This is a genomic window from Pseudomonas sp. G5(2012), assembly GCF_000408945.1.
Taxonomy (GTDB): Bacteria; Pseudomonadota; Gammaproteobacteria; order Pseudomonadales; family Pseudomonadaceae; genus Aquipseudomonas; species Aquipseudomonas umsongensis.
This window is the reverse complement of sequence record NZ_APIO01000087.1, coordinates 19,046-44,431: the sequence shown is the minus strand read 5'-3', so window position 1 is coordinate 44,431 and position 25,386 is coordinate 19,046. Positions and strand designations below refer to the sequence as shown.

The 25,386-nt window shown below is 60.9% G+C and carries 22 protein-coding genes and 1 pseudogene; 15 read left to right on the top strand and 8 right to left on the bottom strand.

Annotation, left to right across the window (positions count from 1 at the left end; translation table 11 throughout):
- The 7 genes from PG5_RS23715 to PG5_RS23685 form a co-directional block, all read right to left on the bottom strand.
- The coding region (locus tag PG5_RS23715; RefSeq protein ID WP_042955690.1) for an aldehyde dehydrogenase family protein at positions 1-1,010 on the bottom strand (1,010 nt) is incomplete at its 3' end.
- Between the two features lie 148 nt (positions 1,011-1,158).
- Complete coding sequence (locus PG5_RS23710) at positions 1,159-1,968, bottom strand: ABC transporter permease (protein WP_020799670.1); 810 nt, start codon at positions 1,966-1,968, stop codon at positions 1,159-1,161.
- A complete protein-coding gene (locus tag PG5_RS23705) occupies positions 1,958-2,905 on the bottom strand; it encodes an ABC transporter permease (protein WP_020799669.1) in 948 nt (315 codons plus the stop codon). The genes PG5_RS23710 and PG5_RS23705 overlap by 11 nt, the downstream gene beginning before the upstream one ends.
- Before the next feature lies 1 nt (position 2,906).
- Positions 2,907-3,944 carry an ABC transporter ATP-binding protein gene (locus tag PG5_RS23700; RefSeq protein ID WP_020799668.1) on the bottom strand — a complete coding sequence of 346 codons (1,038 nt, stop codon included), beginning with the start codon at positions 3,942-3,944 and terminating at the stop codon, positions 2,907-2,909.
- Positions 3,945-4,116: 172 nt separating this feature from the next.
- Positions 4,117-5,271, bottom strand: coding sequence for a putative ABC transporter substrate-binding protein YdcS (gene ydcS / locus PG5_RS23695; protein ID WP_020799667.1), 1,155 nt, complete (start codon positions 5,269-5,271; stop codon positions 4,117-4,119).
- Between the two features lie 83 nt (positions 5,272-5,354).
- Positions 5,355-6,812, bottom strand: a complete 1,458-nt coding sequence (locus PG5_RS23690; protein ID WP_008058707.1) for a gamma-aminobutyraldehyde dehydrogenase — start codon at positions 6,810-6,812, stop codon at positions 5,355-5,357.
- A gap of 131 nt (positions 6,813-6,943) precedes the next feature.
- The gene (locus PG5_RS23685) at positions 6,944-7,858 is read right to left on the bottom strand and encodes a LysR family transcriptional regulator (protein WP_020799666.1); all 915 of its coding nucleotides are present in this window, start codon (positions 7,856-7,858) and stop codon (positions 6,944-6,946) included.
- 205 nt (positions 7,859-8,063) lie between these two features.
- Between PG5_RS23685 and PG5_RS23680 the strand changes: the two genes are divergently transcribed.
- The 15 genes and pseudogenes from PG5_RS23680 to PG5_RS23605 all read left to right on the top strand — a co-directional run bounded on the left by PG5_RS23680 (position 8,064) and on the right by PG5_RS23605 (position 24,461).
- Entirely contained in the window at positions 8,064-8,747 is a 684-nt protein-coding gene (locus PG5_RS23680) for a tellurite resistance TerB family protein (protein ID WP_020799665.1), read from the top strand.
- A gap of 205 nt (positions 8,748-8,952) precedes the next feature.
- On the top strand, positions 8,953-10,575 hold the full coding sequence (locus PG5_RS23675) for a methyl-accepting chemotaxis protein (RefSeq protein ID WP_020799664.1): 1,623 nt from the start codon (positions 8,953-8,955) through the stop codon (positions 10,573-10,575).
- The gene (locus tag PG5_RS23670) at positions 10,575-11,111 is read left to right on the top strand and encodes a chemotaxis protein CheW (RefSeq protein WP_020799663.1); all 537 of its coding nucleotides are present in this window, start codon (positions 10,575-10,577) and stop codon (positions 11,109-11,111) included. Before PG5_RS23675 ends, PG5_RS23670 begins: the two co-directional genes overlap by 1 nt.
- Positions 11,108-12,379, top strand: coding sequence for a CheR family methyltransferase (locus tag PG5_RS23665; protein WP_020799662.1), 1,272 nt, complete (start codon positions 11,108-11,110; stop codon positions 12,377-12,379). Before PG5_RS23670 ends, PG5_RS23665 begins: the two co-directional genes overlap by 4 nt.
- Positions 12,376-13,059, top strand: coding sequence for a chemotaxis protein CheW (locus tag PG5_RS23660; protein ID WP_020799661.1), 684 nt, complete (start codon positions 12,376-12,378; stop codon positions 13,057-13,059). The genes PG5_RS23665 and PG5_RS23660 overlap by 4 nt, the downstream gene beginning before the upstream one ends.
- On the top strand, positions 13,056-15,341 hold the full coding sequence (locus tag PG5_RS23655) for a hybrid sensor histidine kinase/response regulator (protein ID WP_020799660.1): 2,286 nt from the start codon (positions 13,056-13,058) through the stop codon (positions 15,339-15,341). The genes PG5_RS23660 and PG5_RS23655 overlap by 4 nt, the downstream gene beginning before the upstream one ends.
- A complete protein-coding gene (locus PG5_RS23650; RefSeq protein WP_020799659.1) occupies positions 15,338-16,348 on the top strand; it encodes a chemotaxis response regulator protein-glutamate methylesterase in 1,011 nt (336 codons plus the stop codon). Before PG5_RS23655 ends, PG5_RS23650 begins: the two co-directional genes overlap by 4 nt.
- 47 nt (positions 16,349-16,395) lie before the next feature.
- Positions 16,396-17,396, top strand: a pseudogene (locus PG5_RS23645) (diguanylate cyclase domain-containing protein).
- Positions 17,397-17,627: 231 nt separating this feature from the next.
- A protein-coding gene (gene prfB, locus PG5_RS32965; protein WP_098465888.1) for a peptide chain release factor 2 occupies positions 17,628-18,723 on the top strand; the annotation gives its coding sequence in 2 pieces (ribosomal slippage) (positions 17,628-17,699 and positions 17,701-18,723; 1,095 coding nt in all).
- Between the two features lie 106 nt (positions 18,724-18,829).
- Positions 18,830-20,332, top strand: a complete 1,503-nt coding sequence (gene lysS / locus PG5_RS23630) for a lysine--tRNA ligase (RefSeq protein WP_033043263.1) — start codon at positions 18,830-18,832, stop codon at positions 20,330-20,332.
- 98 nt (positions 20,333-20,430) lie between these two features.
- On the top strand, positions 20,431-21,147 hold the full coding sequence (locus PG5_RS23625) for a TetR/AcrR family transcriptional regulator (RefSeq protein ID WP_020799654.1): 717 nt from the start codon (positions 20,431-20,433) through the stop codon (positions 21,145-21,147).
- A gap of 85 nt (positions 21,148-21,232) precedes the next feature.
- Entirely contained in the window at positions 21,233-21,787 is a 555-nt protein-coding gene (locus PG5_RS23620; protein ID WP_020799653.1) for a hypothetical protein, read from the top strand.
- A 26-nt stretch (positions 21,788-21,813) separates the two neighbouring features.
- On the top strand, positions 21,814-23,091 hold the full coding sequence (locus PG5_RS23615; RefSeq protein ID WP_020799652.1) for a flavohemoglobin expression-modulating QEGLA motif protein: 1,278 nt from the start codon (positions 21,814-21,816) through the stop codon (positions 23,089-23,091).
- Between the two features lie 129 nt (positions 23,092-23,220).
- On the top strand, positions 23,221-24,135 hold the full coding sequence (locus PG5_RS23610) for an alpha/beta hydrolase (protein ID WP_020799651.1): 915 nt from the start codon (positions 23,221-23,223) through the stop codon (positions 24,133-24,135).
- Positions 24,132-24,461, top strand: a complete 330-nt coding sequence (locus tag PG5_RS23605) for a hypothetical protein (protein ID WP_020799650.1) — start codon at positions 24,132-24,134, stop codon at positions 24,459-24,461. The genes PG5_RS23610 and PG5_RS23605 overlap by 4 nt, the downstream gene beginning before the upstream one ends.
- Positions 24,462-24,551: 90 nt before the next feature.
- Here PG5_RS23605 and PG5_RS23600 read toward each other — a convergent pair whose 3' ends face one another.
- Complete coding sequence (locus PG5_RS23600; RefSeq protein WP_020799649.1) at positions 24,552-25,343, bottom strand: OmpA family protein; 792 nt, start codon at positions 25,341-25,343, stop codon at positions 24,552-24,554.
- Positions 25,344-25,386 lie beyond the last annotated feature (43 nt).

Below are 25,386 nucleotides of genomic sequence, written 5' to 3'. Positions count from 1 at the left end.
CGCTCGACGAAGCCGGCGACGCGGTCGCGGTGTTGCGCGGTGATCAGCGGGCCGAGTTCGGTCGATGGATCGTCCTGCAAGCCGTACTTGATGCTGCTCACGGCGGCGCCGAGCTTCTCGACGAATTTCTCGTAGATGCCTGCCTGGGCATAGATGCGGCAGGCGGCGGTGCAGTCTTGACCGGCGTTGTAGAAACCGAAGGTGCGAATGCCGTCGACCGCGGCGTCGATGTCGGCGTCGTCGAAGATGATCACCGGGGCCTTGCCGCCCAGTTCCATGTGCATGCGCTTGACGCTGTCGGCGGTGCTGGAAATGATGTTCGCGCCAGTGGCGATCGAACCTGTCAGCGACACCATGCGCACTTTCGGATGGGTGACCAGCGGGCTGCCGACCGTAGGACCACGGCCGAACACCAGGTTGAGCACGCCAGCCGGGAAGATTTCCGCTGCCAGTTGCGCCAGGCGCAACGCGGTCAACGGCGTCTGTTCCGAGGGCTTGAGCACCACGGTGTTGCCGGCGGCCAGGGCCGGGGCGATTTTCCAGGCGACCATCATCAGCGGGTAGTTCCACGGCGCGATGGAGGCGATCACCCCGACCGGGTCGCGGCGGATCATCGAGGTGTGGCCGGGCAGGTATTCGCCGCCGGCCGAGCCGCTCATGCAACGGCTGGCGCCGGCGAAGAAACGGAACACGTCGGCAATCGCCGGGATCTCGTCGTTGAGCGCGGCGCTGTAGGGCTTGCCGCAGTTGTCCGATTCGAGCTTGGCCAGCTCTTCGCCGTGGGCCTCGATGGCGTCGGCGAGTTTGAGCAGCAGCAGCGAACGCTCCTTGGGCGGAGTCTGCGACCAGCTGTCGAACGCGGCATCGGCGGCGCGCACGGCGGCATCGACCTGGGCTTCGCTGGCCTCGTTGATTTCCACCAGCACGCGCCCTAGCGCCGGGTTGAACACCGGTTGGGCGGGGCCTTCGCCGGTGAGCAGTTGGCCGTTGATCAAGAGTTGGGTTTGCATGACATCGTCCTCTTCAAAGCTAATTATTTTTATCTGCAGAAACCGGCCCCTGTAGGAGCTGCCGCAGGCTGCGATCCTTTGATCTTGATCTTCAAAAGCAAGATCAAAGGATCGCAGCCTGCGGCAGCTCCTACAGGTTTGTAATCAGTTACTTCCCGCCGCTACCGGCCACGCTCTCACCACCCCGGGTCAGGTAATAGGCACCGAGGATCGGCAGCATCGTCACCATCATCACCAGCATCGCCACGACATTGGTCACCGGCACGTCCCGTGGGCGGCTGAGCTGGTTGAGCAGCCATAGCGGCAGGGTGCGTTCATGGCCGGCGGTGAAGGTGGTGACGATGATCTCGTCGAACGACAGCGCGAACGCCAACATGCCGCCGGCCAGCAGCGCCGAGCCGAGGTTCGGCAGGATGATGTAGCGGAAGGTCTGCCAGCCATCGGCGCCGAGGTCCATCGAGGCTTCGATCAGGCTGTGGGAGGTACGGCGCAAGCGGGCGATGACGTTGTTGTAGACGATCACCACGCAGAAGGTCGCGTGGCCGACGATGATGGTGAACATCCCCGGCTCGATGCCCAGTGTCTTGAACGTCGCCAGCAATGCGATACCGGTGATGATCCCCGGCAGGGCAATCGGCAGGATCAGCATCAACGAGATACCTTGCTTGCCGAAAAAGTCCCGTCGGTACAGCGCCGCCGACGCCAGCGTGCCAAGCACCATGGCAATCAACGTGGCAATGGCCGCGATCTGCAGCGACAACTTGATCGCTTCCAGTACGTCGGGCCGTGAGAACGCCACGCCGATCCACTTCAGGGTGAAACCCTTGGGCGGGAAACTGAACGCCGCGTCTTCGGTGTTGAAGGCATACAGGAAGATGATCAGGATCGGGAAGTGCAGGAACACCAGCCCGCCCCAGGCGGCGATACGCAAGCCCAGGGATGCTTTGTCAGAGTGCATCGAAGGCCCCCAGTCGTTTGACGATGGACAGGTAGATGGCGATCAGCACGATCGGCACCAGGGTGAAGGCTGCAGCCATTGGCATGTTGCCGATCGCACCTTGTTGGGCATACACCATGCTGCCGACGAAGTAGCCGGGCGGGCCGACCAGTTGTGGCACGATGAAATCGCCCAGGGTCAGGGAGAACGTGAAGATGGAGCCTGCCGCAATACCCGGCACCGACAGCGGCAGGATCACCTGCATGAAGGTCTGGCGCGGCTTGGCGCCGAGGTCGGCGGACGCTTGCAGCAGTGACGGTGGCAGGCGTTCCAGCGAGGCCTGGATCGGCAGGATCATGAAGGGCAGCCAGATGTAGACGAACACCATGAAGCGCCCCAGGTGCGAGGTCGACAAGGTACTGCCGCCGACCCCCGGGATGCCCAGCACAAACTGCAATAACGATTCAAGCCCCAGGTTCTGCACGAACCACTGTGCTACGCCGCCTTTGGCCAGCAGCAGCGTCCAGGCGTAGGCCTTGACGATGTAGCTGGCCCACATCGGCATCATTACGGCGATGTAGAAAAATGCCTTGGTTTTACCCGAGGTGTAGCGCGCCATGTAGTAGGCAATCGGGAAGGCGACGATGGCGCTGGCGATGGACACGACAATCGCCATGCTCAGGGTGCGCAGGATGATGTCGAAGTTCGATGGCTGGAACAGCGCGGCGAAGTTCGCCAGGGTCAGGTCAGGGGTGACCGCCATGGTGAAGTCGTCGAAGGTGTAGAAACCTTGCCACAGCAACGTCAGCAACGAACCCAGGTAAATGGCGCCGAACCACAGCAACGGCGGCACCAACAGCATCGACAGGTACAGGTTTGGCCGGCGGTACAGCAGGTTGGAAAACCTGCGCAACGCCGAGCCGCCCGACGAGGAATGAGGAACAGCCAGGGTGCTCATGTCACACCCCGCCTGTCAGGGTGTCGTGCAGCGGGATCATCGCTTCACGGGCCCAGCGTGCGCTCAGGCGTTGCCCGGTCTGGTGCTGGGCACTGGTGTCGAGCCATTGATTGTTGGCCTGGCTGATGTTCAAGGTCTGGCCGTTTTCCAGCTTCAATTCGTAGCGGGTGGCGCTGCCCTGGTATTGGATATCGTGCAGCAGGCCGCTGACTTCGATCTCATGGCTGGCCAGCGGGCCTTCGGCGAAGCGCACGTGCTCCGGGCGAATCGAGAACGGCTGGGGATTGCCGCTCAACTGCCGTGCCAGGTCGCCGCGAATCACATTGGAAGTGCCGACGAATTCGGCGACGAAGGTGGTCGAAGGTTTCATGTACAGGTTGCGCGGCGAATCGACCTGTTCAATGCGACCCTTGTTGAACACGGCGACGCGGTCGGACATGGACAGCGCTTCGGTCTGGTCGTGGGTGACGAAGATGAAGGTGATGCCCAGCTGGCGTTGCAGCTTCTTCAATTCGCCTTGCATCTGCTCGCGCAACTTCAGGTCCAGCGCGCCGAGCGGTTCGTCGAGCAGCAACACCCGTGGGCGATTCACCAGGGCACGGGCCAGGGCCACACGTTGGCGCTGGCCACCGGAAAGTTGCACCGGCTTGCGCTCGCCGTAGCCGCCAAGGGCGACCATGTCGAGGGCTTCCTCGGCGCGTTTGAGGCGTTCGGCCTTGGCGACGCCTTTGACTTTCAAGCCGTAGGCGACGTTGTCGCGAACGTTCATGTGGGGGAACAGCGCGTAATCCTGGAACACGGTGTTCACATCACGCTGGTAAGGCGGAAGGCCGGCGGCTTCCTCGCCATGAATACGAATGGAACCCGCGCTCGGTTGTTCAAAACCGGCGATCAGGCGCAGGCAGGTGGTTTTGCCTGAGCCGGAAGGCCCCAGCATGGAGAAAAACTCGCCGTCCTGGATGTCGATGGAAACCCGGTCAACGGCTTTCACTTCGCCGAACTGACGGGAAACGTTGGTGAACTGGACTGCAAGCGTCATGGTGCGGTGCTCCAAAAAGGCGCGCTTTCTAAAAAATCTGAATCGGTTGTGGCGTCGAAAAGATCGCAGCCTTCGGCAGCTCCTACAGGATTTGCAGAAGGCACCGAATCTGCGGTGCCTGCGGTCGCGGTAGGAGCTGCCGCAGGCTGCGATCTTTTGATCTTAAGAGGGCTTACCTGCCGCCCATGATCGCGATGTAGTCCTGGGTCCAGCGGCTGTACGGCACGAATTTGCCGCCCTCGGCCTGCGGGGTTTTCCAGAAGGCAATCTTGTCGAAGTTGTCGAAACCGTTGGTCTTGCAGCCTTCGGCGCCAAGCAGTTCGCTCTCTTTGCACGCCGCCGGTACCGCTGGCAACGAACCGAACCAAGCCGCCACGTCACCCTGGACTTTCGGTTGCAGCGACCAGTCCATCCACTTATAGGCACAGTTCGGGTGCTTGGCATCGGTGTGCATCATGGTGGTGTCGGCCCACCCGGTGGCGCCTTCTTTGGGGATGGTCGAGGCGATCGGCTGTTTCTCATTGATCAGGCCGTTGACCTGATACGGCCAGGCCCCGGACGCCACCACACCTTCATTCTTGAAGTCACTCATCTGTACGGTGGTGTCGTGCCAGTAGCGGTGGATCAACGGCTGCTGGGCGCGCAATAGATCGAGCACGGCCTTGTATTGCGCTTCGGTCAGTTCGTAGGGGTTCTGGATGCCCAGTTCCGGCTTGGCGGATTTCAGGTACAGCGCTGCGTCGGCGATGTAGATCGGACCGTCATAGGCCTGCACGCGGCCCTTGTTCGGCTTGCCGTCCGGCAGGTTCTGCGCGTTGAACAACACGCCCCAGCTGTCGGGCGCGGTCTTGAAGACGTTGGTGTTGTACATCAACACGTTCGGCCCCCACTGGTACGGGGTGCCGTAGGTCTGCTTGTTGACCACGTACCACGGCGCATCCTTCAGGCGCGGATCGAGGTTCTTCCAGTTCGGGATCAACGCCGTGTTGATCGGCTGCACGCGCTTGCCGACGATCAGGCGCAGCGAGGCATCGCCCGACGCGGTCACCAGGTCATAACCGCCCTTGGCCATCAGGCTGACCATCTCATCGGAGGTCGCAGCGGTTTTCACGTTGACCTTGCAGCCGGTTTCTTTCTCGAAACCGGTCACCCAGTCGTAGGCCTTGTCGCTTTCGCCACGTTCGATGTAGCCAGGCCACGCGACGATATCCAGCTGGCCTTCGCCGGCACCGACGGCCTTCAATGGCTCGGCGGCCTGGACAAACACGCCACTGGCCAGCAGTAAGGGGGTGATGGCACTGAGCAGTGCGGTCTTGTGCACGAACATGGGGTTTCCCTCTTCTTCAAATTATGGTCGGGGCAGTGGTGAACGTGGTGAAGCATGCCGTTAACGGCTTGTTATTAGCGTAGTCAGAGATGCTGCCCGTGGCGTGCCATGATGTGCCGCACCACGCTGTAGTCCTGGAGTGAATCGCTGGACAGGTCCTTGCCATAACCCGAACGCTTGAGCCCGCCGTGGGGCATCTCGCTGACCAGCATGAAATGGCTGTTGATCCAGGTGCAGCCATACTGCAACCGCGCGGCAACCTGCATCGCCTTATCCAGGTTCTGCGTCCAGACCGACGAGGCCAGGCCGTATTCCGAGTCGTTGGCCCAATCCACCGCCTGTTCCAGCTGATCGAATCGGGTCACGGTGACCACCGGCCCGAACACTTCGCGCTGGACGATTTCATCGCCTTGCTTGCAACCGGCGAGCAACGTCGGTTGGTAATAGAAGCCGGCGCCGGAATGCACCGCCGCGCCGGTCACCCGTTCGATATGCGGCTGGCCGAGGGCGCGTTCGACGAAACTGGCCACGCGGTCGCGCTGGCGGGTGCTGATCAACGGGCCGATTTCGTTGTCGGCATCGCGTTTACCGGCGAAACGCAGGCTGCTGACCGCCGCGCCGAGTTCGGCCACCAGGCGATCGTGAATGCCGGCCTGGGCGTACACCCGGCAAGCGGCGGTGCAATCCTGCCCGGCGTTGTAGTAGCCGTAGGTGCGCACGCCTTCGACCACCGCCTGGATGTCGGCATCGTTGCAGACAATCACGGGGGCTTTGCCGCCCAGTTCGAGGTGCGTACGCTTGAGGGTCTTTGCCGCGGCCTGGAGGATTTTCTGCCCGGTGACGATATCGCCGGTCAGCGACACCATGCGCACCTTGGGGTGGCTGACCAGATGACTGCCGACGCCTTCGCCGCCACCGCAAACAATGTTGATCACGCCGGGCGGCAGGATCTCGGCCAGCGCCGGGGCCAACGCCAGGATCGACAGGGGCGTGTGCTCCGAGGGCTTGAACACCAAGGTATTGCCGGCGGCCAGGGCCGGGGCGATTTTCCACGCCGCCATCATGATCGGGTAATTCCACGGCGCAATCGATGCAACCACGCCAATCGGATCGCGCCGCACCATGCTGGTGTAGCCCGGCAGGTACTCGCCGCTGAGCTGGCCGGTCTGGCAGCGCACGGCGCCAGCGAAAAAACGGAACACATCGACCGTGGCGCTCAGGTCGTCCTGACGCGCCAGATGCAACGGCTTGCCACAATTGAGGGATTCGAGGCGGGCGAGCAGGTCGGCGTTTTTTTCGATGGCGTTGGCGATATCGAGCAACAGGTTCGAGCGTTGCTGCGGCGTGGTCCGCGACCAGCCGGCGAAGGCGCGGTGCGCGGCGAGAATAGCGGCTTCGACTTGTTCGGTGCTGGCTTCGGCGATGTGCGTCAACACTTCGCCGGTGGCCGGGTTGAGGATCGCCTCGACACGGCCTTGCCCTGCGACTAATTCACCTTCGATCAACAATGCGGTGAACAACGGGGTCTGTGCGCCAGCCATTCTTCGGGTTCTCTTTTCTTGTGTGGCCATGCTGCTCCCTGTGACTGGGGCTGGCCGTCTTATATAGATACGACAAGACTAGTGCGCAGACCCGAGGTCGACAAATTCTAAATACTGAAGGTGGCGTTCGATTAAATAGATGGCTTGCGCCCGCCGTGGGGTTGCTCGCGAGCGACGGTCAGGAACGGGTCCACCAAGGCCGGGCGCGCAGTGCCGCGGCGCCACGCCAGGCCGACATCGAGGGTCTGGCTCAGGTCGGCAATCGGCCGCGCTTCGATGATGTCGCCCTCCAGCGACCACGGGCGATAAGTCATGTCGGGCTGGATCGAAACACCCAGCCCGGCTGCCACCAGGCTACGCACCGCTTCGGTCGAGGCCGTGCGCAGGGTGATGCGTGGTTGCAGGGAGGCGGCTGTCCACATGCGCTGGGCGTTGCGATCCATTTCATCGACGTTCAATTGAATCAGCGGCTCGCGGGCCACGTCGGCGAGGTTGATGCTGTCGTGTTCCAGCAGCGGATGCTGGGCCGGCAACCACAGTCGATGGGGTGAATGGGTCAGCACTTCGGTCTGCAAGGCGTGACGGTCTTCAAGGTTGGAGAGGATCAGCACCCCGACATCGATCTCGCCGCTGACCAGCAAATGTTCGATGTAGGGACGTTCGTCTTCCATCACGCGGATTTCGACGTTGGGGTAGGCGCGCTGGAAACGCGTGAGCAGGTCCGCCAGGTAGTAACCGGCGACCAGGCTGGTCACCCCGACGATCAATTGCCCGGCCACCTGGTCGGTGCTTTGTTGCAGGCTGCGCTTGGCATTGTCCACGGTGGCCAGGATCAAATGCGCCTGGCGCAGGAACTGATGCCCCTGATGGGTCAGGGTCATGCCCTTGGCGTGGCGATTGAACAGGCCAACGCCGATCTCCTGCTCGAGCTGCTGGATCGCCAGGGTCAGGGTGGATTGGGAAATGAACGCGGTTTGCGCGGCGGCGGAGATCGAACCGGTCTCGGCCACCGCAATGAAGTGCCGGATTTGACGCAGGGTCATCATGAGGCCGTACCAAGTAAGTAGTTTTTATAGATTTTATGCAGTGTATATCTTTTTTTTCGATGGGCTTCTGGGCAGTAATGGAACAAGCACTGGCAGGAGCTCTTTCCCAGCAACATCTGGAAGCAAACTCACCGGGGTCGCCGGGCACTTTCGATTTAGGCTGATGGCCTTAGTGTCCGGTTAAACCCTTTTGTGGAGGCGGAAAATGATCACCCGTGGATTGCTCGACCAACTGCTCAAGTCTGGCCAGGATCTGTTGCAAAAAAATACCGGTGCGGCGCAGAACAAGGGGGCGAGCAGTGGCATCGGCAGCTTGCTCTCCGGTGCGGGCGGCGGGGCCCTCGCCGCCGGGGCCATGGGCCTGCTGCTGGGTAACAAGAAGGCGCGCAAGGTCGGAGGCAAGGTCGCGGTTTATGGCGGCCTCGCCGCATTGGGCGTGCTGGCCTACAAAGCCTACGGCAACTGGCAAGCCCAGCAGGGCACGGCCCCGAAGACCGAACCGCAAACCCTGGATCGCCTGCCAATGGCGCAAGCCGAGCAGCACAGCCAGGCGATTCTCAAGGCCCTGGTGGCCGCGGCCAAGGCAGACGGTCATATTGACGCGCGCGAACGCGAGCTGATCGAAGGTGAGTTCAGCAAGCTCGACAACGATCAGGAGCTGCAACACTGGCTTCACGCGGAACTGAACAAGCCACTGGATCCGACCGATGTCGCCCGCGCCGCCAGCACCCCGGAAATGGCTGCCGAGATGTACATCGCCAGTGTGATGCTGGTGGATGAGGAGAGCTTCATGGAGAAGTCCTACCTCGATGAGCTGGCGCGGCAACTCAAGTTGGCGCCAGGGTTGAAGGCCGAACTGGAGAAGCAGGTGCGCCAGGCTTCGATGTAAGCCTTCAAAGATCGCAGCCTGCGGCAGCTCCTACAAGGGATCGGCGTGCACCTGTAGGAGCTGCCGCAGGCTGCGATCTTTTGACTATAAACCGACCACTTCGATTTTTTTTGCCAAGAGATGAGAAGTGGCGCAACCGTCTTATAAATGAAACAGCGCCCTCGGCTATACTCCCCGCATTTCAAAATGGCCCCGAGGATTGACTGTGAAGAACTGGACGTTGCGCCAACGCATTTTGGCGAGCTTTGCGGTAATTATCGCCATCATGTTGCTGATGGTGGTCGTCTCGTATTCGCGCTTGTTGAAGATCGAGACCAGCGAAGCCAGCGTTCGTGAGGATGCGCTGCCGGGCTTGTATTACAGCTCGATGGTCCGCGGCGCCTGGTCCGACAGTTACTTGCGGATGTTGGAGATGCTCGGGCTGGAGCAGGGGAAGGGCTTCACCGCCAAGGATGCCTCGGATTTCAAGGATTTCTCCGCGCGCTTGCAAGAGCAGATGGAGCTTTATCGCGCCACGGTGACGACGGATGAAGACAAGGTCGAATATGCCGCGTTTGAAAAACTCCACGCGGACTACCACCGCATCCTGCTCGCCGTTACGGATTTGCATAAACGCAACCAGGACGCCGAAGCCATCAGGATGTTCAACGAAGAGCTGACCCCCGTCTGGACAGCGGGTCGAATGAAGCTCAGTGATATTCTGCGCCACAACAAAGCAGTGGCAGACCAGGCTGTGGCGGCCATCGACGATGCGGTACTCACCGCCAAGATCATCATGGGTATTTCCCTGGTGTTCGCGGTATTGGCCGCCGGCCTTTGCGGCCTGCTGCTGATGCGCGCCATCATGGCGCCGATGAATCGTATCGTGCAAATCCTCGAAATCATGCGCACGGGCGATCTGAGCTCGCGTCTCAATCTTGAGCGCAAGGACGAATTCGGTGCCGTGGAAACCGGCTTCAACGACATGATGACCGAGCTGACCGCCCTGGTGTCCCAGGCCCAGCGCTCGTCGGTGCAAGTGACCACATCGGTCACCGAGATCGCCGCGACGTCCAAGCAACAGCAGGCCACCGCCACCGAAACGGCCGCGACCACCACTGAAATCGGCGCGACTTCCCGGGAAATCGCCGCTACGTCTCGTGACCTGGTACGCACCATGACCGAAGTGTCCACCGCCGCCGACCAGGCTTCGGTGGCCGCCGGTTCCGGGCAACAGGGCCTGGCGCGCATGGAAGAGACCATGCATTCGGTGATGGGCGCGGCCGACCTGGTCAACGCCAAGCTGGCGATCCTCAACGAGAAGGCCGGCAACATTAACCAGGTGGTGGTCACCATCGTCAAGGTCGCCGATCAGACCAACCTGTTGTCGCTCAACGCGGCTATCGAAGCCGAGAAGGCCGGCGAATACGGTCGAGGTTTTGCCGTGGTTGCGACTGAAGTCCGGCGTCTGGCGGACCAGACCGCCGTCGCCACCTACGACATCGAGCAGATGGTGCGCGAAATTCAATCGGCGGTGTCGGCCGGTGTGATGGGCATGGACAAATTCTCCGAGGAAGTGCGCCGCGGCATGTTCGAGGTGCAGCAGGTGGGCGAGCAGTTGTCGCAGATCATCCATCAGGTCCAGGCGCTGGCGCCGCGGGTGTTGATGGTCAACGAAGGCATGCAGGCCCAGGCCACCGGCGCCGAGCAGATCAACCACGCGCTGGTGCAATTGGGTGATGCCAGCAGCCAGACCGTCGAATCCCTGCGCCAGGCCAGCTTCGCCATCGACGAGCTGAGCCAGGTGGCGGTAGGGCTGCGTAGCGGCGTCTCGCGATTCAAAGTCTGATGAGCGAACTCACGGCCAAGCGCTCTGCCGTGAAACAGGCGGCGCACGCGTTATTCCTGGTGTTTCGCATCGGTCACGAGCGGTATGCCTTGCAGGCGATCGAGGTGGCGGAAGTGCTGTCGCGCCTGCCATTGAAGCCGATTGCCCAGGCGCCGCATTGGGTCGCCGGGGTATTGGCCTATCGTGGCGCGGTGGTGCCGGTCATCGACCTCAGCGCATTGACCTTCGGCACGCCCGCGCAGGCGCGCACCAGCACGCGCCTGGTGCTGGTGCATTACCGGCCGGATGCAACCGCCCAGGCGCAATTACTCGGTCTGATTCTGGAACGGGCCACCGACACCGTGCGTTGCAATCCGGCGGAATTTCAGCCCTATGGCCTGGACAATCCACAGGCGCCGTACCTGGGGCCCGTACGTGAAGATGCCCAGGGTTTGTTGCAATGGGTGCGGGTGGCCGACCTGCTGGACGATCAGGTCCGTGCGCTGTTGTACCCGACGCCACCCCTTGACCCGGCATTGCTGGAGCAGTGGCAATGAGTAGCGACCAGCGGTTTTTCGATTTTCTCAAGGAGCGTATCGGCCTCGACGTGACGTCGGTCGGCCCGGCGATCATCGAGCGTGCGGTACGCCAGCGCAGTGCCGCGTCCCAAGCGCAGACCGCCGACGAATATTGGCGCACCTTGCAGTGTTCAAGCGACGAGCAGCAGGCGTTGATCGAAGCGGTGATCGTCCCTGAAACCTGGTTTTTCCGTTACCCGGAATCTTTCACCACCCTGGCGAAACTGGCGACCAGGCGCCTGGCCGAGCTCAACAACATGCGCGCCCTGCGGATTCTCAGCCTGCCATGCTCCACCGGCGAAGAGCCTTATTCCATTGCCATGGCGCTGCTGGATGCCGGGTTCAAGCCGCACCAGTTCAAGGTCGATGGCATGGACGTCAGCCCTTTGTCGGTGGAAAAAGCCCGACGAGCGCTATACGGCAAGAATTCGTTTCGCGGTCAGGACATTGCGTTTCGTGACCGCCATTTCAGCGCCGAAAACGACGGCTATCGACTCAGCGCCCCGGTACTGGAGCAAGTGCGCCTGCAGGTCGGCAATCTGCTCGATCCGACCTTGCTCGCCAGCGAGCCACCCTTTGACTTCGTGTTCTGCCGCAATCTGCTGATCTACTTCGATCTGCCAACACAGAAACAGGTTTTCGAGGTACTCAAGCGCTTGACCCATGTTGATGGGGTACTGTTTATCGGCCCGGCGGAGGGCAGTCTGCTGGGGCGCCTGGGCATGCGTTCGATTGGCATCCCACAATCCTTTGCCTTCAGTCGCCATGGCGCTCCTGAGCCCGAGCCGCTGCCGGCATTCGTACCCACACCGTTGCCAATGCCGCAACCCGTGCGCAGGGTTGCGCCGGTACCGACTCAACGGCGCCCGTTCGCCAGCGTCAATCAGGTATCGCACCCGGTCGCACCAAGCACATCCGACGCCGCCGCGCTGCTGGCGAACGTCGCCGCGCTGGCCAACGAAGGCAAAAGCGCCGAAGCCCGTGCCGCCTGTGATAACTATCTACGCCACCACGAACCGGTGGCCCAGGTGTTTTATTGGCTGGGGCTGCTCAGCGATGTCGCCGGTAGCGTCCTCGAGGCCCAGGGTTTTTATCGCAAGGCGTTGTACCTCGACCCGCAACATGCCGATGCGTTGATGCACTTGGCCGCCTTGCTGCAATCCCAGGGGGATACCGCGGGAGCCAGACGATTGCAGGACCGCGCCGCCCGCAGCGAGCGCGCCGCCGACAGTGAGCGTAAACGATGATCGCCTCCGACACCTTGAACGTCACCCATGAAGATGCCCAGTCCATCGACGACTGCTGGAATCGCATTGGCATTCACGGCGACAAGTCCTGCCCGCTGCTGAGCGAACACATTCACTGCCGTAATTGCGCGGTGTATTCGGCGGCCGCCACGCGCCTGCTGGATCGCTACGCGTTGCAGCAGGAGGAACGCGCGTCAGCGTCCATTGCCGTCGAAAGCGAGGTGAAAACCCGTTCGCTGCTGATGTTCCGCCTCGGCGAAGAATGGCTGGCGCTGGCCACTCGCAGCCTGGTCGAAGTGGCGCCGTTGCAAACCATTCATTCATTGCCCCATCAACGCTCCCGGGCCTTGCTAGGGGTGGCGAATGTACGGGGTGCGTTGGTGGCGTGCCTCTCTCTGGTCGAGTTGCTGGGTCTCGATAGCACCAGCAGCGTTGCCAGCGGCGCGCGAGTCGTGCCGCGCATGCTGATCATCGCCGCCCACGGCGGTCCCGTGGTGGTGCCGGTAGACGAAGTGGACGGAATACATGCCATCGACGAACGCATCCTCGAAGCGGCGTCCCGCTCTGGCGCGCAGGCCAGTGCCAAGTACACCCGTGGCGTGATGCAATTCAAAGGTCGCAGCCTGCGCTGGCTGGATGAAGATCAGCTGATGTCCGCCGTGACCCGGAGCCTCACATGACCCCCGAGCAAATGCGCGACTCTTCGTTGCTGGAGCTGTTCAGCCTGGAAGCCGAGGCCCAGACCCAGGTGCTGAGCGCAGGTTTGTTGGCGCTGGAACGTGATCCGACCCAGGCTGATCATCTCGAATCGTGCATGCGTGCGGCACATTCGCTAAAAGGCGCGGCCCGGATCGTCGGCGTCGATGCTGGCGTCAGCGTTGCCCATGTCATGGAAGATTGCCTGGTCAGTGCCCAGGAAGGGCGCTTGTACCTGCGCCCGGAACACATTGATGCGTTGCTGCAAGGCACCGACCTGCTGATGCGCATCGCGACACCGAACAATGCGCCGGGCGCTGCGGACATCGAAGCGTATGTCGCATTGATGGGGCGCTTGCTCGATCCAATGGCTGCTGCGATACCGAGCATGACCCCCGCCGCGCTGGTGATGGCCGAGCTGCAAGTTGAAGCGCCCGCACCCACGATCGAAGAGCCGGCGGCGCCCGTCGAATCGCTGGCGGTATCGCCGAAACTGGCCAGGCGCACCACCGAAAACGGCGAGCGCGTACTGCGCGTCACTGCCGAGCGCTTGAACAGCCTGCTCGATCTGTCGAGTAAATCCCTGGTGGAAACCCTGCGGCTCAAACCGCACCTGGCCACCATGCAGCGGCTCAAGCGCATGCAGAGCAACAGTCAGCGGGCGCTGGAAAACCTCAACGTCCATCTCAAGGAGCAAGTCCTGAGCCTCGAAGCCCGGGAAGCCCTCGACGATGCACGCCGGCTCCTGGCGGAGTCCCAGCAATTGCTGGTGGAAAAAAACGCCGAACTGGATGAGTTTGCCTGGCAGGCCAGCCAGCGCGCGCAGGTGTTGTACGACACCGCCCTGGCTTGTCGCATGCGGCCGTTCGCCGATGTCTTGACGGGGCAGGTGCGGATGGTCCGCGACCTCGGTCGTAGCCTCGGCAAGCAAGTGCGGCTGGAGATCGAGGGCGAAAAGACCCAGGTCGATCGCGACGTCCTGGAAAAACTCGAAGCGCCACTGACTCACTTGCTGCGCAATGCCGTCGATCACGGTATCGAAAGCCCGGAACAAAGGCTGTTGGCGGGTAAGCCAGCAGAGGGCCTGATTCGTCTGCGCGCGTCCCATCAGGCCGGGTTGCTGGTGCTGCAACTGAGCGATGACGGTAACGGGGTCGATCTGGAAAAGGTCCGTCGCAGCATCGTCGAACGCCAGTTATCCCCGGCCGATACCGCCGCGCAATTGAGTGAAGAGGAACTGCTGACCTTCCTTTTCCTGCCCGGCTTCAGTCTGCGCGACACTGTCACCGAAGTCTCCGGGCGCGGCGTTGGCCTGGATGCGGTGCAGCACATGGTTCGCCAGTTGCGCGGTGCGGTGGTGCTGGAGCAGACGGCGGGCGAGGGCAGTCGTTTCCATCTCGAGGTGCCCCTGACCCTGTCCGTGGTGCGCAGCCTGGTGGTGGAAGTCGGTGAAGAGGCTTATGCCTTCCCGCTGGCCCACATTGAGCGCATGTGTGATCTGGAGCCGGCGGATATCGTTCAGGTCGAGGGCCGCCAGCATTTTTGGCATGAAGGCCGGCATGTCGGGCTGGTCGCCGCCAGTCAACTGTTGCAGCGTCCGGCCAGTCAAGGCAGCCAGCAAACCCTGAAAGTCGTGGTGATCCGCGAGCGTGATGCGATATATGGCATTGCGGTAGAACGCTTTATCGGCGAGCGGACATTGGTTGTATTGCCCCTGGATGAGCGCCTCGGCAAGGTCCAAGATATCTCCGCCGGCGCTCTGCTCGACGACGGTTCGGTGGTGTTGATCGTCGACGTCGAAGACATGCTGCGTTCGGTGGATAAGTTGCTCAACACCGGGCGGCTGGAGCGCATTGCGCGCCACAGCAACCAGGTCGTCGCAGCGGCCCGCAAGCGAGTCCTGGTCGTCGATGACTCCCTGACCGTGCGTGAGCTGCAGCGCAAACTGTTGCTCAATCGAGGTTATGACGTGGCCGTGGCGGTCGACGGCATGGATGGCTGGAATGCCTTGCGTTCCGAAGATTTCGACCTGCTGATCACCGACATCGACATGCCGCGCATGGACGGCATCGAGCTGGTGTCGTTGTTGCGCCGGGACAATCGTCTGCAATCGCTGCCGGTGATGGTGGTGTCCTACAAGGATCGTGAAGAAGACCGTCGTCGTGGACTGGACGCCGGGGCCGACTATTATCTAGCCAAAGCCAGTTTTCACGACGATGCCCTGCTCGATGCAGTGGTTGAGCTCATAGGAGGAGCACGGGCATGAAGATCGCAATCGTCAATGACATGCCAATGGCCGTGGAAGCCTTGCGCCGGGCATTGGCTTTCGAGCCGGCCCACCAGGTGATCTGGGTGGCGAGCAATGGCCGCGAGGCGGTGCAAAAGTGTGCCGAACAGACGCCAGACCTGATCCTGATGGATTTGATCATGCCGGTGATGGACGGAGTGGAGGCCACCCGGCGCATCATGGCTGAAACGCCCTGCGCGATCGTCATCGTCACCGTCGATCGCCAGCAGAACGTGCATCGGGTGTTCGAGGCCATGGGCCATGGCGCCCTGGATGTGGTCGACACGCCGGCCCTCGGTGCGGGTAATGCCCAGGAAGCGGCGGCACCGCTGTTACGCAAGATCATGAATATCGGCTGGCTGATCGGCGACAAGGGCAATCGGGAACGATCGGCACCGGATCCGACGCGCAGTTCGGGCCCACGCCAGAGCCTGATCGCCATCGGTTCATCCGCTGGCGGGCCGGCGGCTTTGGAATGCCTGCTCAAGGGATTGCCGCGGGATTTTTCCCCGGCCATCGTCTTGGTCCAACACGTTGACCAGGTATTTGCCGCTGGCATGGCCGAATGGCTCGGCAGCGCCAGCGGCCTGAACGTGCGCCTGGCCCAGGAGGGCGAGCCGCCGCAAAGCGGCACCGTGCTGCTGGCGGGCACCAACCACCATATTCGTTTGTTGAAAAACGGCAAGCTGGCCTACACGGCCGAACCGGTCAACGAGATCTACAGGCCCTCTATCGATGTGTTTTTCGAGAGCGTGGCCAGTTACTGGAATGGCGATGCGGTTGGCGTTTTGTTGACCGGGATGGGGCGTGATGGCGCGCAAGGGCTTAAACTCATGCGCCAGCATGGCTACCTGACCATCGCACAAGATCAACAAAGCAGTGCGGTGTACGGCATGCCGAAGGCTGCAGCCGCCATCGATGCCGCCGTGGAAATACGCCCGCTGGAAAAGATAGCGCCACGATTGCTGGAGATATTCCCCAAGTGACCCTTTCAACCGCATTCCTGGCCCAAGTAGTATTCAGGTGAACGCACATGAATGATTTACAGCTCGACGACTTCAAGACTGACGAAAATGCCGCCATGGTGCTGTTGGTGGACGATCAGGCGATGATCGGCGAGGCCGTACGACGCGGTTTGTCGAGCGAAGAAAACATCGACTTCCACTTTTGCGCCGACCCGCACCAGGCCATCGCCCATGCCGTGCGCATCAAGCCGACGGTGATCCTGCAGGACCTGGTCATGCCCGGCCTCGATGGCCTGAGCCTGGTACGCGAATACCGCAACCACCCGGCGACCAGGGACATTCCGATCATCGTCCTGTCGACCAAGGAAGACCGCTGATCAAGAGCGCGGCGTTCGCGGCCGGGGCCAACGACTACCTGGTCAAGCTGCCGGACAACATCGAGCTGGTGGCGCGCATTCGCTATCACTCGCGCTCCTACATGACGCTGCTGCAGCGTGATGCGGCCTACCGCGCTTTGCGGGTCAGCCAGCAACAGTTGCTCGACACCAACCTGGTGTTGCAACGCCTGATGAACTCCGACGGCCTGACCGGGCTGTCGAACCGTCGGCATTTCGATGAATACCTGGAACTCGAATGGCGCCGCTCGCTGCGTGAGCAGACCCAATTGTCGTTGCTGATGATCGATGTGGACTACTTCAAGACCTACAACGACACCTTCGGCCATCTGGAAGGCGACGAAGCCCTGCGCCAGGTCGCCGCGGCGATCCGCGACGCCAGCTCCCGACCTTCCGACCTCCCGGCCCGCTACGGCGGCGAAGAATTCGCCCTGGTACTGCCCAACACCTCGCAGGGCGGCGCGCGGCTGGTGGCGGAAAAACTGCGCATGACCGTGGCCGCGCTGAAGATCCCGCATATAGCCCCGACCGAAGGATCGAGCCTGACCATCAGCATCGGCCTGTCTACCATCATCCCGATATCTGGCAGCAATTGTCGTGAATTGATCTCGGCGGCGGACAAGGGGTTGTACCAGGCGAAGAACAACGGGCGTAATCAGGTGGGCATAGGCTGACCGACACAAAACACCCTGTGGCGAGGGGATTTATCCCCGCTGGGCTGCGAAGGGGCCCCAACAACGGGACTGCACAGTCCAACGGGGATAAATCCCCTCGCCACAGGTGATCTCCACAGTTGCAGAGGGCGTAGGTGAACCCCGCCTTTTCGGCCAAGCGGACTGCCGTTTCCGGCCGTTTACCGTTATACTCGCCGGCTTTCAAAAGTTCGCCAACGAGTGCTGCCCGCCATGGAAATCAACCCGATCCTTAACACCATCAAGGACCTGTCCGAGCGCTCCGAAACTATTCGGGGGTATCTTTGACTACGATCAAAAGCATGAGCGCCTGACCGAGGTCAATCGCGAGCTTGAAGATCCGAGTGTCTGGAACAAACCTGAATACGCCCAGGAACTGGGCCGCGAGCGCGCTGCGCTGGCGCAGATCGTCGATACCCTCGACGAACTGAACACGGGTCTGGCCGATTGCCGCGACCTGCTGGACATGGCTGTCGAAGAAAACGACGAAGGCGCAGTGGGCGATGTCGTCGCCGAGCTGGCCCGTCTTGAGGAAAACCTCGCCAAGCTTGAATTCCGCCGCATGTTCAGCCATGAAATGGACCCGAACAACGCCTACCTGGATATCCAGGCCGGCTCCGGTGGCACCGAGGCCCAGGACTGGGCCAACATCCTGCTGCGCATGTATCTGCGCTGGGCTGACAAACGCGGTTTCGACGCCACCATCATGGAACTGTCGGCCGGTGAAGTCGCTGGCATCAAGGGCGCGACCGTGCACATCAAGGGTGAATACGCCTTTGGCTGGCTGCGTACCGAGATCGGCGTACATCGCCTGGTTCGCAAGAGCCCGTTCGACTCTGGCAACCGTCGTCACACTTCGTTCTCGGCGGTTTTTGTCTCGCCAGAGATCGATGACAAGGTGGAAATCGAGATCAACCCGGCGGACTTGCGGATCGACACCTATCGTTCCTCCGGTGCCGGTGGTCAGCACGTAAACACCACCGACTCGGCCGTACGTATCACCCACGTACCGACCAATACCGTGGTCAGCTGCCAGAACGAACGTTCCCAGCATGCCAACAAGGACACCGCCATGAAAATGCTGCGGGCCAAGTTGTATGAGCAGGAAATGCAGAAACGCAACGCCGCGTCCCAGGCGCTGGAAGACACCAAGTCGGATATCGGCTGGGGTCACCAGATCCGTTCTTATGTGCTCGATGCGTCGCGGATCAAGGATCTGCGTACCAACATCGAACGCAGCGACTGCGACAAGGTGCTCGACGGCGATATCGACGAATACCTGGAAGCCAGCCTGAAATCAGGGCTGTAAGACATGCAATACGGGATCGGTCCCGATCCCTGTAGGAGCCGGCTTGCTGGCGATCCCCGGGCCGCAGGCCCGGGGGCAACGAACCTGTGATGGAATATTTAAAGACATGAGCGACCTAGAACTCGACCCGCAAGCCCTGCAACAGGAAGAAAACTCCCTGATCGCCCTGCGCAAGGAAAAGCTTGCTGCCGAGCGCGCCAAGGGCAATGCCTTCCCCAACGACTTCCGCCGCGAAAACTACTGCAATGACTTGCAGAAACAGTACGCGGACAAGACCAAGGAAGAGCTGGCAGAGGCTGCAATCCCGGTCAAGGTTGCCGGTCGCATCATGCTCAACCGTGGCTCGTTCATGGTGATCCAGGACATGACCGGTCGCATCCAGGTCTACGTCAACCGCAAGACCCTGTCCGAAGACACCCTGGCCGCGGTGAAAACCTGGGACATGGGCGACATCATTGCTGCCGAGGGCACCCTGGCCCGTTCCGGCAAAGGTGACCTGTACGTTGAAATGACCAACGTGCGCCTGCTGACCAAGTCCCTGCGCCCGCTGCCGGACAAGCACCACGGCCTGACCGACACCGAACAGCGCTATCGCCAGCGTTACGTTGACCTGATCGTCAACGAAGACGTGCGCCAGACGTTCCGCGTACGTTCGCAAGTGATCGCGCACATTCGCAGCTTCCTGATGAAGCGCGACTTCCTCGAAGTCGAAACGCCGATGCTGCAGACCATTCCTGGCGGTGCCGCGGCCAAGCCGTTCGAAACCCACCACAACGCGCTGGACATGGAAATGTTCCTGCGTATCGCGCCAGAGCTGTACCTGAAGCGTCTGGTGGTTGGTGGCTTCGAAAAAGTGTTCGAGATCAACCGCAACTTCCGTAACGAAGGCGTTTCGACTCGTCACAACCCTGAATTCACCATGTTGGAGTTCTACCAGGCCTACGCCGACTACGAAGACAACATGGACCTGACCGAAGAACTGTTCCGTGAGCTGGCACAGCTGGTCCTGGGCAGCACCGACGTGCCGTACGGCGACAAGGTGTTCCACTTCGGCGAGCCGTTCGTGCGCCTGTCGGTGTTCGACTCGATCCTCAAGTACAACCCTGAGCTGACCGCCGATGACCTGAACGACATCGACAAGGCTCGCGCCATCGCCAAGAAGGCCGGCGCCAAGGTGCTGGGCTTCGAAGGCCTGGGCAAGCTGCAGGTGATGATTTTCGAAGAGCTGGTCGAGCACAAGCTGGAGCAGCCGCACTTCATTACCCAGTACCCGTTCGAAGTATCGCCGTTGGCTCGCCGCAACGACGAGAACCCGAATGTCACCGACCGCTTCGAGCTGTTCATCGGTGGTCGTGAAATCGCCAACGCCTACTCCGAGTTGAACGACGCGGAAGACCAGGCCGAGCGTTTCATGGCCCAGGTGGCCGACAAGGACGCCGGCGACGACGAAGCCATGCACTACGACGCCGACTTCGTGCGCGCGCTGGAGTACGGCATGCCACCGACGGCCGGTGAAGGCATCGGCATCGACCGCCTGGTGATGTTGTTGACCAACTCCCCGTCGATCCGCGACGTGATCCTGTTCCCGCACATGCGGCCACAAGCGTAAGTGTTTCAATAAAAAGCCGCCTCTTCAGGCGGCTTTTTATTGCCTGTCTGGTACAAACGTATCAACTTGTTAGTTTCATCTGAGAGGAAAGACCTGTCGTGAATCGTGCAATGGCTCAAGAAGGTGCAGCGGGTATCGCCACTGCGGTTGCTGAAAGTGTTCAGTACCAGGGCCGCAAGGCCAGCCGGCAGGGCAGCGAGCAACGTCGACAGGACATTCTCGATGCCGCGATGCGCATTGTCGTGCGCGATGGCGTACGGGCCGTAAGGCATCGCGCGGTGGCTGCCGAGGCACAAGTGCCGTTATCGGCGACCACTTACTACTTCAAGGATATCGATGACCTGCTCACCGATACCTTCGCCCAGTATGTGGAGCGCAGCGCGGCCTACATGGCCAAGCTGTGGGTGAATAACGAGGGCCTGCTGCGCGACATGATCGCCAGTGGCGACGGCAGTGCGCAGGCTCGTTCAAAACTGGCGGACGACATTGCGCGGTTGATGACCGACTATGTGCACCGGCAACTGATCACCCGTCGTGAGCACTTGATGGCCGAGCAGGCGTTCCGCCAGGAAGCGCTGCTGAACCCGCGCCTGGCCGAGTTGGTGCGCTCCCATCAGCAAATCCTGTTGCAGGGTTCCTGCCAGCTTTTCCAGGTGCTGGGTTCTCGCGAACCACAGCAGGACGCCAAAGTGTTGACGGCGATAATCGGACGGATGGAATATCAGGGCCTGCTCAACGACGCCGAACCGGACGCCGAAGAGGAGATGCTGGGCATACTGACGCGTTATATGCATTTGGTGCTGGCTTCGGTATAACGCGCCCCCCGTACCGATCGTTCCCACGCGGAGCGTGGGAACGATCAGCGTGGACAAGTCATCGTGTGTCGATAGGGAGTGTTGAATGAAAGCTTGGTGCGCCGTAGTAATCGCCTTGTCGTTCCTGCTGCTCAGCGGCTGCCTGGTGACCTTCAAGGAGCCGCTGCCCACGAGCGAGCCCGCACCAAAAGGTTTATTGGGAAAATGGACCAGCACCAATGCCTGGGGTGAACCGCTGAATCTTGAGTTGACGCGCATCGGCGACAATCGCTATCAGGCAGTCAGCTACTTCAAGGCCAGGCCCAAGGAACGCGAGTCCTATCCATTTACCGTGTCTCACCACGGTAGCCGCTGGTATCTCTCGGCGAAAGCGCCAGCCCGGTTCGGCGGAAATTTCACGATTGCCGGCTTCGAACTCACCGACAAGCGTGAACTGGTGGTGTACAACCTCGACCTCGAGCAAATCAAGCAGGCGCTTGGGCAGAAAATTCTCAGTGGCGAAGGCTTCCAGACCGACGACGGCGAGGGTGTGTTGATCGACAGCAAGATGGACCAGGTATCGGCCTACCTCGACGATCCCGCCAACTCCGATGTATTCGTCGAAGCGGTCCGCTACCAGCGCCAGGCCAAGGCCCAATAACCAACAGGTTTCAACAGGAGTTCCGGGTGGACGATTACCAGCAGTCGATACGCATTTTGTCCGATCGCATTGTGCTGGCACAGACGCCGATTCGTGTCCTCGATGCGGTGAAATGGGACGACAACATCCGCAAGGGCTTCCTCAAGGCCAAGGGCAAGGAAATGCCCGCGGTGGACCGTGATTACTATCTCAACCGTCCGCTGGCCTTCGATTCCAGCAAGGTCAAGCTGGAATTCCAGAACATCGAGCGCGACATCACCCGTCAACTCGGCCAGTTCAACCCGGTCGGGCAAATCATGCGCCGCATGTGCAAGGAATACCGGATGGTGGTGCGCATGCTCGAAGCGCGTGGCACCGAGGATTTCGGCCTGATTTCCCAGGAGTTGTATGGCGCTGCCTCGGACGCCTTTCATGCTGGCGACCCGACCCTGTCCGACCTGGGCATGATGCTGTCCGAGTACCTGAACAACATCGACGGTCGTGGCGACCTCAAGGATGAACCGAAGACGCTGACGGCCAAGGAAGCGGTCGACCTGTTGCAACATCGCTTGAACAAAGTATTTGGCGAAGCCGAGGAAACCATCCGCGTGTTCGAGTCTGACGGCATCGTCGCCGATGCGGCTGCCGGCGCTGACTACATCAAGATCCGCTCCGATGCGATGTTCAATCAGCGCGATGTGCGCGCCCTGGAGGTCCACGAAGGGCTGGTGCATGTCGGTACCACCCTCAACGGTTTGAACCAGCCGATCTGCACCTTCCTGTCCAAGGGGCCGCCCTCGTCGACGGTGACCCAGGAAGGCCTGGCGATCCTGATGGAAATCATCACCTTTGCCTCCTACCCGAGCCGCCTGCGCAAGCTGACCAACCGCACGCGGGCCATTCACATGGTTGAGGAGGGCGCGGATTTCCTGCAGGTGTTCGAGTTCTTCCGCGAACAAGGCTTCGAGATGCCCGAGAGCTACAGCAACGCCAGTCGCGTTTTCCGCGGCTCGGTGCCGACAGGTCTGCCATTCACCAAAGACTTGTCCTACCTCAAGGGCTTCATCATGATTTACAACTACATTCAACTGGCCGTGCGTAAAGGCAAGCTGGAGCAGATACCGCTGTTGTTCTGCGGCAAGACTACCCTGGAAGACATGCGCACCTTGCGCCTGCTGGTGGATGAAGGCCTGGTGGTGCCGCCCAAGTACCTGCCTGAACAGTTTCGCGACATGAACGCGTTGTCGGCGTGGATGTGTTTCTCCAACTTCCTCAATCACCTGAGCCTGGACCGGATCGAGGCGGATTACTCCAATATCCTTTGATCAGATCGTTCCCACGCTCTGCGTGGGAATGCCGCCATGGACGCTCCGCGTCCACTGTGACGCGGAGCGTCACGTTATGCATTCCCACGCGGAGCATGGGAACGATCACCCACATTGAGGTTTCACCGGATGAGAATCCTCGGCATCTTCTGCCTTCTCCTGGCCCTGAGCGGTTGCAGCTCACTGCTGTTCTACCCCGAGCCCGGCCAGTTGTTCACCCCGGAGAAAGCCAAGCTCGAATACCGCGATATAACCCTGACCACCGCCGACGGCCTCAAGCTGCACGGCTGGTGGCTGCCGGCAAAAAAAGGTGTCGAGGTCAAAGGCACCGTTTTGCACCTGCACGGCAACGGTGGCAACCTGCCCATGCACCTGGGCGGGAGTTGGTGGCTGCCTAAAGAGGGTTACCAGGTGTTGCTGGTGGACTATCGCGGTTACGGCTTGTCCGAGGGCGAACCGAGCTTGCCGGCGATCTATCAGGACATCGACGCCGCGTTCAAATGGCTCGACCAGGCCCCGGAGGTCAAGGGCAAGCCGCTGATCTTGCTGGGACAGAGCCTTGGCGGTTCGATGGCGGTTCACTACCTCGTGCAACACCCCGAGCGGCAAAAACAACTGAAGGCGGTTGTGCTCGATGGTGTGCCTGCCAGTTACCGCAGTGTCGGTCGTTATGCGCTGAGCAATTCATGGGTGTTCTGGGCGTTCCAGGTGCCGCTGTCCTGGCTGGTGCCTGATGGCGACAGTGCGATCAATTCCATGGCTCAGCTCAATGGCGTGCCGAAACTGATCTACCACAGCATCGACGATCCGCTCGTGCCTCTTTCCAACGGCATCCGTCTGTATCAAGCTGCGCCGCCGCCCAGGGTGCTGCAACTGACCCGTGGCGGTCACGTGCAGACATTCGCCGACCCGGTCTGGCGCAAAGTCATGTTGCGTTATCTCGATGACCCGCAGCATTTCAACGGCCTGCGCCGCTTGGGCGAAATCCCCAATTACCCGGCACCCGAACATTCTGAAAATGAACCACCAGAGAGCCCGCAATGAGTGAAGAACGTAACGCCATCCCGCTGATCATCACCGGTATCTGCAGCATCCTCGGCACCGTCGCGGCCTTGTGGTGGTACGGCTACCTGCACTTCGCCAAGCCAGAGGATGCGTTGCTGCTCAACGAATTCACCATGCTCAAGACCGTGCCGGGCGAAGACTACAAGGTCTCCCTGGAACCGGCGGCGCAAGTGGCGCAGTGCATTGATGGCGTGTTGGTGCTGTTCGACACCGAACAGAAAGGCCTGACCGGCGTGCTGGTCAACAACAAGAAGAAAGCGGTGCGTTGCATGGGGCAGGAAACCCCGCAGAAGCTGGAACAGTAGGAGCTGCCGAAGGCTGCGATCTTTTGATCTTGAAAACTAAAAGCCCCGCCTGATCAGATCAGGTGGGGCTTTTGGATTATTGCGTGATGCTTAATTCGAGCTCACCGCCGAACGCGGAATCACCGGCTGGTTGTCATTGGAAATCGTCACTTCCACCCGACGATTCTGTGCCCGGCCCGAGACACTGGTATTTTCCGCCACGGGATATTCCTTGCCATAACCCTGGGCGACGATGCGGGTTGGATCAACACCCATCTTCACCAGCGCCATGCGCACGGAGCTGGCGCGGCGTTCCGACAGTGACTGGTTGTGCGAGGCGGTACCGGTGCTGTCGGTGTAACCCTCGACAATCACCTTGCGGTCCGGATTCTCCTGAAGGTACTGGGCCAGTTTGTTGATGTTCATCATGCCGTTGGATTTCAGCTCGGCCTTGTCGGTGGCGAACAGCACATCACCGAAGGTCACCAACGTGCCGCGATCGGTCTGTTTGGCATTGAGGCTGTCCTGCAGCTGCTTGATCTGCTGGTCGCGGGCGTCAAGACGCGCCTGGGCCCGTTGTGCAGAAGCGTTTTTCAGATTGGCTTCGGCGGTGCGCAGGGCGATGGTCTGCTTTGCCACTTCGACACGCTGGTTGGTCAGGTAGGCCAACTGGTCAACCTTGGCCGGGTCTTCCTTATCCAGGTAGGCCTTGTCGGCCTTGTCCAGGTAATCGCTGGCGTCCTTGGTTTCCAGCGCCGCGACTTTGCTCGCCTGCGGGTTGGCTTGCAGGCCGGAATAATTGGTACGGGCCTGTTCCAGATTGGCGTTCGGTGGCGTTGAGCATGCGGCCAAAGTAACGCTGGCGGCCAGCAGGGCAGGGATCATCAAATTTTTTGAATTCATGGTTTTAGTCCTTTTCAATCGAGTAAGAAATACGTCGTGCAGC

Bases quoted from the DNA above. Each gene is read 5' to 3' on its own strand.
- PG5_RS23705 (WP_020799669.1), bottom strand. From the start codon at position 2,905: ATGAGCACCCTGGCTGTTCCTCATTCCTCGTCGGGCGGCTCGGCGTTG.
- lysS (WP_033043263.1), top strand. From the start codon at position 18,830: ATGAGCGACCTAGAACTCGACCCGCAAGCCCTGCAACAGGAAGAAAAC.
- PG5_RS23600 (WP_020799649.1), bottom strand. From the start codon at position 25,343: ATGAATTCAAAAAATTTGATGATCCCTGCCCTGCTGGCCGCCAGCGTT.
- ydcS (WP_020799667.1), bottom strand. From the start codon at position 5,271: ATGTTCGTGCACAAGACCGCACTGCTCAGTGCCATCACCCCCTTACTG.
- PG5_RS23670 (WP_020799663.1), top strand. From the start codon at position 10,575: ATGAGCGAACTCACGGCCAAGCGCTCTGCCGTGAAACAGGCGGCGCAC.
- PG5_RS23655 (WP_020799660.1), top strand. From the start codon at position 13,056: ATGACCCCCGAGCAAATGCGCGACTCTTCGTTGCTGGAGCTGTTCAGC.
- PG5_RS23690 (WP_008058707.1), bottom strand. From the start codon at position 6,812: ATGGCTGGCGCACAGACCCCGTTGTTCACCGCATTGTTGATCGAAGGT.
- PG5_RS23665 (WP_020799662.1), top strand. From the start codon at position 11,108: ATGAGTAGCGACCAGCGGTTTTTCGATTTTCTCAAGGAGCGTATCGGC.
- PG5_RS23610 (WP_020799651.1), top strand. From the start codon at position 23,221: ATGAGAATCCTCGGCATCTTCTGCCTTCTCCTGGCCCTGAGCGGTTGC.
- PG5_RS23680 (WP_020799665.1), top strand. From the start codon at position 8,064: ATGATCACCCGTGGATTGCTCGACCAACTGCTCAAGTCTGGCCAGGAT.
- PG5_RS23700 (WP_020799668.1), bottom strand. From the start codon at position 3,944: ATGACGCTTGCAGTCCAGTTCACCAACGTTTCCCGTCAGTTCGGCGAA.
- PG5_RS23605 (WP_020799650.1), top strand. From the start codon at position 24,132: ATGAGTGAAGAACGTAACGCCATCCCGCTGATCATCACCGGTATCTGC.
- PG5_RS23650 (WP_020799659.1), top strand. From the start codon at position 15,338: ATGAAGATCGCAATCGTCAATGACATGCCAATGGCCGTGGAAGCCTTG.
- PG5_RS23620 (WP_020799653.1), top strand. From the start codon at position 21,233: ATGAAAGCTTGGTGCGCCGTAGTAATCGCCTTGTCGTTCCTGCTGCTC.
- PG5_RS23660 (WP_020799661.1), top strand. From the start codon at position 12,376: ATGATCGCCTCCGACACCTTGAACGTCACCCATGAAGATGCCCAGTCC.
- PG5_RS23685 (WP_020799666.1), bottom strand. From the start codon at position 7,858: ATGATGACCCTGCGTCAAATCCGGCACTTCATTGCGGTGGCCGAGACC.
- PG5_RS23710 (WP_020799670.1), bottom strand. From the start codon at position 1,968: ATGCACTCTGACAAAGCATCCCTGGGCTTGCGTATCGCCGCCTGGGGC.